The sequence below is a fragment of the Synechocystis sp. LEGE 06083 genome (assembly GCF_015207725.1).
Lineage (GTDB): Bacteria > Cyanobacteriota > Cyanobacteriia > Cyanobacteriales > Microcystaceae > Synechocystis > Synechocystis salina.
On sequence record NZ_JADEWJ010000173.1, the window covers coordinates 1 to 8,256 of the forward strand.

Sequence of the window (8,256 nt, forward strand, 5' to 3'; positions counted from 1 at the left end):
ACCCCCTGCGCCCCCAGGCTTTACAACGGCCCAAGGATACCCAAGCTTTATTTGGTCTTAGCCCCGGCGATCGCCAACGGGAATTACAGTCCGCCCTTGTTACGGGGCCAGGCTTTAACACTCACCAGCCCTGGTTAATTTTGGATGACATTATTACCACCGGCACCACCGCCCTCGAAGCCCGCCGGGTAATGGAGCAAAGGGGCGCTAAGGTAATGGGCATCGTGGCGATCGCCACACCGTCTTTTTCCCGGCCCACGGAACTTGGACAGCGACGATAATGATCATTTAACATAATATTCTCATATATTTTCACCAGCCCGTATTTAATTTCGTATTGTTAAACCCCGTCGGTTTTCCTTCAATCATTTTCTAACCCTAATCCTATGCAGAAACAGTTCTCTCCCCTAGCCCGTTTCGCCCTTTGGTTGGGTGGTGTTAGTTTAACTGCAACTAGTCTGGTTATCCCCAGCACCGTCCAGGCCCAAAGTAGTCTCAATGGGGGTAGTGCCATTCCTCCCCTCAAACCGATTCCCGAATCCACCTATATCCCCCCGGCGGCCCCCGTCAGCACTCCCACCAACCCAGACAGCCAGGCCTTGGCCACCCATATTGTCCTGGTGTTAGGGGAACGGCGGGTTTACGCCTACCAGAATGACAAAGTTTTGGCCAGTTATCCCGTGGCAGTGGGTAAAAAAGGCTGGGAAACCCCCCAAGGCAATTTCCAGGTCATCCAAATGGTAGAAAATCCCGTCTGGGAAAATCCCTGGAATGGCAAAAAAGTGGCCGCCAGCTTGGATGGCCCCATCGGTATCCGTTGGATCGGTTTTTGGAGTGATGGCAAAAATACCATTGGTTTCCATGGCACCCCGAAAAAACATGAACATTTCCTCGGCACTGCGGCTTCCCATGGTTGCGTCAGAATGCGGAATCAAGATGTAGTGGCTTTATTCGGCATGGTGCAAAATGGCACTCCAGTACAGGTAGTTCAGAAAAAATAGATTGTTTAAACTGACTAAATCAAAACGGCGATCGTGTACAACCGTGAAGAATTCTATTCTCGGTTTCTGGGTTATAACCGGCGATCGCCACTGACCGCAATTTTGTACTAATTGGAAGTGCCGATGGCAACAACCTTAATCAATCATATTGACATCACTCCAGGAACCTGTGGAGGAAAACCCCGCATTGCTGGCCACAGGATCACAGTTCAGGACATCGTGATCTGGCACGAACGAATGGGACTATCTCCCGACGAAATTGTCCATCATTATCCTAGTATTACCCTGGCTGACGTTTATGCCGCCTTGTCTTATTACCACGATCACCTGGAAGAAATTAGACAAGGAATTGTGGAGGATGAAATTTTTGCTGAACAAATGCGATCCAGTACCCCTTCTTTGATAGAAGAAAAATTAAGAAAAATGCATTGCCAACAGAATTAAATTTCATCTTGATGAAAACATCAGCCATAGCATTGCCCTTGGCTTACGTCATCGCAGTCTTGATGTTACAACAACTCCAAAAGCTGGTCTGCTAGGGGTTTCTGATCAAGAGCAGTTACAGTTTGCTGCGTCTGAAGGCCGAGTAATTTTTACCCAAGATACTGACTTTTTAAAATTAGCTCAATCATTTCCCCATCATACTGGCATCGTTTATTGTTCTCAACGAAATAAGTCGATTGGTCAAATTATTCAAGGATTAGTCTTGATGTGGGAAATTCTCGAACCAGAAGAAATGTTTAATCACATTGAGTTTTTGTAGTCTGTTTACCGCAGGCAGATAATGATAAATACTTATGGCGATCGTGTCTAACCATTGAGGATGGTGTAAAAACACTCAAATCCTAACTACAGCAAACTTTTTCACAAAGTAAATACATTATGGTTAACGGGAACGAGTACGTCTCTTTAGATATATTCCTGCAACCACTTTCGAAACTCACGACGTAAAGCACTCATAGGAATCACCTGGCTTTTTTTTAAACAAAGGGAAATTCCTTCAATAATGGGAATAGAGGGAAAAGCTTTGCTCATAAAAGAGTTAATGTACTTTTCTTCTTCCAGTAGACTAATTTCCAGTTTTCCATCTTCATATCGCCAAATTTCAGGAATGCCCAATGCCTCATACGCACTGACTTGGGTAACAGAAGTGAAATCTACTTCGATCGCCAAATCGGGGACAGGATCAACATCTAAATTCAGCCGTTGTTTACCCACCATAGCTTGATAGTTGTCAATATAAAAACAATCATCAGGCTCAATACCTGCTTGCATAGGTCTGCTTTTAAAAGTAGTGGAGCCAAGGGATTCCCATTCCAGTCCTAATTCTTCTAGTAAAACCACAAGTAAATGGGAAATCAAAACTTTAGTGTGTTCATGGCCAGGTAAAGGCATCCGAAATTCTAAAACTTCCTTGTAATAAGCGATATGGGAATGACGATGTTCCCCTAAATCTTCCAAAATTTCCTCAAATTCCTGCCAGGAGATTTGATCCAGAATAATACGCTGACCCGGCTCAACTTTTATTTGGGCGATCGCAATTTTGACAGGCATAATCTCAAACTCCAACTTTGCATTGGCATTGGTTTAATCATAAATCGGAAAAAACAACTAACGACAGCCTCCGAGATTGTGCAAAATATACGGCGCTGACTTTGGAGTATTGACTCCCAGAACTTAAGGTTATGGTCATAAATACTTATGGAGATCGTGTCTAACCATTAAGAATTGTATGGTAAACCGTGGGCAAAATAATTAGAGCCATAAGCTAGAGGCTAATCCAGACAGGCATTACAGACTATTAATAGCGGAATTAAAATGTAAACCTGCCCCTCGACAAGGTTAAGGCTTTTACCGACAATTTGAGGGTGAATTACCTCCCCGGAGTCTGACCCTATGAAATTGGCCTATTGGATGTATGCTGGCCCCGCCCACATTGGCACTCTACGCATCGCCAGTTCTTTCAAAAACGTCCACGCCATTATGCACGCTCCGTTGGGGGATGACTATTTCAACGTGATGCGCTCCATGTTGGAACGGGAACAAAACTTTACCCCTGTCACCACTAGTGTGGTCGATCGCCAAGTGTTATCGAGGGGTTCCCAGGAAAAAGTGGTGGATAATATTGTCCGCAAAGATGGGGAAGAAGCGCCGGATTTGATTGTGCTGACTCCCACCTGTACCTCCAGTATTTTGCAAGAGGATTTGGAAAACTTTGTCGACCGGGCTCAAATGGATGCCCGCTGTGACGTGCTTTTGGCGGATGTGAACCATTATCGCTATAACGAATTGCAAGCTGGCGATCGTACCCTCAAGCAAATTGTGGAGTTTTACCTTAAAAAAGCCCGTAAACAGGGCAATTTGGCCACTGAGAAGACGGCCAAGCCATCGGTCAATTTAATTGGTTTCACCACCCTAGGGTTCCATAACCAACATGACTGCACTGAATTAAAGCGTTTAATGGCGGATCTCGGCATAGAAGTGAACCTAGTCCTACCGGAAAAAGCCACCGTGGACCAATTGGCCAAAATTCCCCAAGCTTGGTTTAACCTCTGCCCCTATCGGGAAGTGGGCTTGATGACAGCAAAATATCTCAAAGAAGAATTTGCCATGCCCTATGTGGACATTACCCCCATGGGAGTGGTGGAAACGGCCCGTTGCATCCGCCAAATCCAACAGGTGCTAAATGACCAGGGTTTTGACCTTAATTACGAAGATTTCATCCAACAGCAAACCCGTCACGTTTCCCAAGCGGCCTGGTTTTCCCGCTCCATTGATTGTCAAAACCTCACCGGCAAAAAGGCCGTGGTCTTTGGGGACAACACCCATGCGGCCGCTATGACCAAAATTTTGGCTCGGGAAATGGGCATCCACGTTGTCCTAGCGGGAACCTATTGCAAATATGATGCCGATTGGTTCCGACAAGAAGTGGCCGAATACTGTGATGAAGTCTTGATTAGTGAAGACAATGGGGCGATCGCCGATGCCATTGCCCGGATCGAGCCGGCGGCCATTTTTGGCACCCAGATGGAACGGCACGTGGGTAAACGGCTAGATATTCCCTGTGGCGTGATTGCGGCCCCCATCCATATCCAGAATTTCCCCTTGGGCTATAAGCCATTCTTGGGCTACGAAGGCACCAACCAAATCGCTGACTTGGTGTACAACTCCTTCACCCTGGGCATGGAAGACCATCTGTTGGAAATTTTCGGTGGCCATGACACTAAGGAAGTGATCACCAAAGGTATTTCCAGTGACTCCGACCTCGGTTGGCACAGCACCGCCCAGGCTGAGTTGAATAAGGTACCAGGATTTGTGCGGGGTAAGGTCAAACGCAATACGGAAAAATTTGCTCGGGAGCGGGGCTTGTCAGAAATTACCCTGGAAGTAATGTATGCCGCCAAGGAAGCAGTGGGAGCCTAGGTCTTGTTAGGAAGGGTTTAGCTTATCCTCTTCCACTAACCGAGTCAAACTACGACAAGCTTGGAGCACTTTCACAAAGACTTTTCCCCATCGCCGGCAGGTGGGGATAACTTTTCAGGCCGATGCCGAAAGCGACAGCCATCAATTTCACCTAACTTCCACTACAATCAAGCCTGTGGCGCAAAGGGTGAAAAATGTACGTTCTGATCGGTGGCATGGGGGGCATTGGCTCCAACCTGGCCAAGAATTTGCTCAAAATGGGCCACACAGTGGCGGCGGTGGATACGGATCCCCAGGCCTGTCAGTATGCCCGGGAAAAAATTGGCGTCATTGCCTTTGAGGGTAGTGCAGTAAATACCTCAGTTTTACTAGAGGCGGGGGTCCGCAAGGCGGGGGCAGTGATTGCGGCACTCCAGGAAGATGCCCTGAATTTGGCTTTGGTTACCCTATCAAAACATTATGGTGTGCCCCAAATTGTCGTCCGTATGAGTGATGGGGACTTTGCTGAACCCTACCGTTTAGCCGGAGCTACCCACATTATCAGTACCACAGAATTAACCCTCAACCGGGTGATTAATGCCATTGAGTATCCCCAAGTGGATGCCATGATGCACTTTGAACAGGGACAAATTGAAGTGCTTAAACTCTCCATTCCTCCCAATTGCAGTATTGTGGGCCGCAGTGTGGCGGCGATCGCCCAGGATCCCCGTTTTCCTTCCGGCACTCTGATTATTGGCTACCAAGCCAATGCCCATGAAGACTTAAAAATTCCCAACGGTAACACTTTGCTAGAGGATGGTTCCACCATTTTGGCCGTGACCAAACCGGAGTTGGTGCGGCAGTTAATCGATTTTATGGGACTGTGCCAGTCTTAATAGCTGGATTATCAGAACAAAAAGCTAGTGCGTATATGACCCACATATTGGGTGGCGTTATTGCTGTTGGCCTCGGGATTAAGCACTACCCAAAATCCGGGGGTGATGGAAATATTTTCATTGATTTGAATGCGGTAAAACGCCTCCAAATGGTAGGGGGTGGTTTGTCCCACGGCTCCAGGTAAGTTACTAGCCGTGACTGTGGGAGGAATACCCAAGGCAATGCCCGGTAAATTCCCTTCTCCCCCCACATCGGGGAAACTAATGCCAAGCAAACCATACCAAATGGCGGAACGATTCCAGGACACTTCCCTCACCACTGTGCCCCCCACTCCATCGGACAAGTTGCTCATGCCGCCTCCCTGGGCCTGGGCATCCACATAGCCGCCCCAGGCATGGATCTGCACCTGGGGAGTGATGCGATAGTATCCTTGCAATGTGTAAAAATCCCCCGCCGTGGCGATCGCCTCTCCGAAGGGTTGAATAGCCAAGAAACTACCGGTGCCCGCCGTTAAATTAGTCTCGCCAGAGGGAAAATAGGAACGGGAATAGGTGAACCCAATGCCTCCATCAGATGTTTGATAGGCTAATTGACCGAGGACATGGTGCCCACCATTGAACAGACCGTTGCCACTGTCTGGATCATTGGGGTTAGTGGCCAGGTAACCCGCACTCAATTGCAAGGTCGGAGTTATCTGCCAATTTAAGCCAGCCCCTCCCCCTCCTCGACGGTAAACAGGATCGTATTCACCAAAGCGGGAAGGAATGCCCAGGGCATCATCGGCAATGGTGGGGGGAGTCAACGTATCCACCAAATCCGTGTAGCCCACCCCCACGGAACCTAGCCGTAGGGTGAGATTATCCGTCAGAGGAGTGCGATACCAAAGATGGGTCACTTCCACATTATTGTTGGAATTATCGTCATAGTTAAAACGGGTCATATTGGTGCCAGTTTGTGCTACTCCGTTGAAGAAATTGGAGAATTGCAAACGAGTCCTGAGCAAATCTTTGCCGGTGAAACTGGTTTCCAAGTTAAAGCGCACCCGATAGGCTAGTTGGGGTTGAAAGTCATTGCTATCCCCCCCTACCCGATCGCCAAACACATCATCAAAGGAAACAATGGTCTGACCATAAAGCTTTGTAGTGGTGGAAAACTGATGGTCTTCCAAAAAAGCAGTGCGAGTTTCTAGATTATCAACCCGGACTGCCAATTGTTTTAGCTCGGCTTGGAAATCCTGGGCTAATTTTTTTAGCAAATCTAAGTCCCCTTGGACCACGGAGACATTTTCCTGTAAAAGTTGCTCAATGGTGTTTAAACAAGCATTTAATCCCGCCGCAAATTCATAACGACTGAGGGCCCGATCTCCTCGGTAGGTGCGGTCTGGATAACCCACTAAACAACCGTAACGCTCCACCAAACTTTGCAAAGCGGCAAAGGCCCAATCATTGGGTTGCACATCTCGCAATTCCGCCACCGAGGTAATTTGATTAACTGTTTTGCCAGAATTGTCTCCCCCTAATTGGTAACGATTAACCGGGGCCAAGGGTTCATCCACAGGAACAGCTTGGGCATCACTGGGTAACATCGCTGTCAGTCCACTGGCGATCGCCAAACCGCCAATCAAGCCCATGGATGTAGTCAATCTTGCTAATGACAATTCGGTACCCTCCCGGAAAAAACAAAGCCAGTGTTGGACGATTAAATTAATTTAGAAGGCAATTAGAGCAGAATTAAATTTCAATAAACTTAAGAGATTCAAACTAATATCAATTAATTTGCTCCAGCATAGAAAATCAATTACATTTGCTCAAGGGTTTTGCCCTTAGTTTCCTTAACAAAAAACCAAATAAAGAAAATGGAAATGGCCGCTGAAGTAGCATATAAACCGTAGGCTGGCCCTAAACCCACCGTGTTCAGCAGAGGAGGAAAAGTAGTGGAAATAATAAAGTTAGCAATCCACTGTACCCCCGCCGCCACCGATAGGGCCGCCGCCCGTATTTTGTTGTTAAACATTTCTCCCAACAACACCCAAACAATGGGCCCCCAGGAAAAACCAAAACTAAACACATAAAGATTGGCTGTCACCAGGGCAATTACCCCAGCAGTCCCGGTGAGGGTGGGTTGCCCATTAACCACCGTCGCCCCCGCAAACACCATCGAGAGGATGCCTAGGGTAATGGTCATACCAATGGAGCCCATCAGCAACAAAGGTTTGCGCCCAAAACGATCCACAAAGGCGATCGCCACTAAGGTGGTGAGGATATTGATAAAACCGGTGATTACAGTGATCAATAGGGATTTTTCTTCGGTAAAACCCACCGATCGCCAGAGCACACTGCTGTAATAAAAAATCACGTTAATGCCAACGAATTGTTGCAGGGCCGATAGCCCCATACCAATCCAGACAATGGGCAACAGTCCTCCCCGACGACTGAGCAGATCACGAAAGCGGGGTTTGTGGTCTAAATTGACCGTTTGTCGAATTTCTGCAATGCGACCGGCCACGTCTCCCCCCTCCACTTTATGCAAAATGGCCGCCGCCTTTTCTTCCTGGCCCAATGCCACCAAATACCGGGGAGATTCGGGAATCAGGAAAGCACAAATGCCGTACAGGAGGGCAGGGATTAGCTCTGTCCAGAACATCCAACGCCAGGCCGCCGCACCGAATATCCAGGTATTTTGGGCCGATCCCCCTGCCATCGAGGCAATAAACCAATTACTCAACAGAGCAATGAAAATGCCTGAGACAATGGCCAACTGTTGCAAGGAACCTAAACGCCCCCGCAGATGGGCCGGTGATACTTCCGCAATGTAGGCTGGCGCAATCACACTAGCGGCCCCCACCCCAATCCCGCCTAATACCCGCCAGAAAATAAAATCCCAGATGGTGAAAGGTAAGCCTGATCCAATGGAACTGAGGGTAAATAGTACCGCCGCCAGAATCATGGTTTTGACC

At 47.9% G+C, this 8,256-nt stretch carries 8 protein-coding genes and 1 pseudogene; 6 read left to right on the forward strand and 3 right to left on the reverse strand.

Going from position 1 to position 8,256, the window contains the following annotated elements; all coding sequences use genetic code 11:
• The 4 genes and pseudogenes from IQ219_RS13130 to IQ219_RS13145 form a co-directional block, all read left to right on the forward strand.
• Nucleotides 1-281 (forward strand): annotated as a pseudogene (locus tag IQ219_RS13130) (ComF family protein); the annotation flags it as partial.
• Nucleotides 282-386: 105 nt separating this feature from the next.
• A complete protein-coding gene (locus IQ219_RS13135) occupies nucleotides 387-1,001 on the forward strand; it encodes a L,D-transpeptidase (protein ID WP_194072902.1) in 615 nt (204 codons plus the stop codon).
• Nucleotides 1,002-1,124: 123 nt separating this feature from the next.
• A complete protein-coding gene (locus IQ219_RS13140; protein WP_194072903.1) occupies nucleotides 1,125-1,445 on the forward strand; it encodes a DUF433 domain-containing protein in 321 nt (106 codons plus the stop codon).
• Nucleotides 1,441-1,764 (forward strand): DUF5615 family PIN-like protein, encoded by a 324-nt coding sequence (locus IQ219_RS13145; RefSeq protein ID WP_368667609.1) that lies wholly within the window; start codon nucleotides 1,441-1,443, stop codon nucleotides 1,762-1,764. The genes IQ219_RS13140 and IQ219_RS13145 overlap by 5 nt, the downstream gene beginning before the upstream one ends.
• A 146-nt stretch (nucleotides 1,765-1,910) precedes the next feature.
• Here the strand turns inward: IQ219_RS13145 and IQ219_RS13150 are convergent, their stop codons facing one another.
• Nucleotides 1,911-2,555: a Uma2 family endonuclease gene (locus tag IQ219_RS13150; protein WP_194072904.1), complete on the reverse strand. Its 645-nt coding sequence runs from the start codon at nucleotides 2,553-2,555 to the stop codon at nucleotides 1,911-1,913.
• Between the two features lie 342 nt (nucleotides 2,556-2,897).
• Between IQ219_RS13150 and bchB the strand changes: the two genes are divergently transcribed.
• On the forward strand, nucleotides 2,898-4,424 hold the full coding sequence (gene bchB / locus IQ219_RS13155; RefSeq protein WP_194072905.1) for a ferredoxin:protochlorophyllide reductase (ATP-dependent) subunit B: 1,527 nt from the start codon (nucleotides 2,898-2,900) through the stop codon (nucleotides 4,422-4,424).
• 194 nt (nucleotides 4,425-4,618) lie between these two features.
• Nucleotides 4,619-5,299 (forward strand): TrkA family potassium uptake protein, encoded by a 681-nt coding sequence (locus tag IQ219_RS13160; protein ID WP_194072906.1) that lies wholly within the window; start codon nucleotides 4,619-4,621, stop codon nucleotides 5,297-5,299.
• An 11-nt stretch (nucleotides 5,300-5,310) separates the two neighbouring features.
• Here IQ219_RS13160 and IQ219_RS13165 read toward each other — a convergent pair whose 3' ends face one another.
• Both IQ219_RS13165 and IQ219_RS13170 read right to left on the reverse strand, forming a co-directional pair.
• On the reverse strand, nucleotides 5,311-6,930 hold the full coding sequence (locus tag IQ219_RS13165) for an iron uptake porin (protein WP_194072909.1): 1,620 nt from the start codon (nucleotides 6,928-6,930) through the stop codon (nucleotides 5,311-5,313).
• 167 nt (nucleotides 6,931-7,097) lie between these two features.
• The coding region (locus IQ219_RS13170; protein WP_194072907.1) for a sugar porter family MFS transporter at nucleotides 7,098-8,256 on the reverse strand (1,159 nt) is incomplete at its 5' end.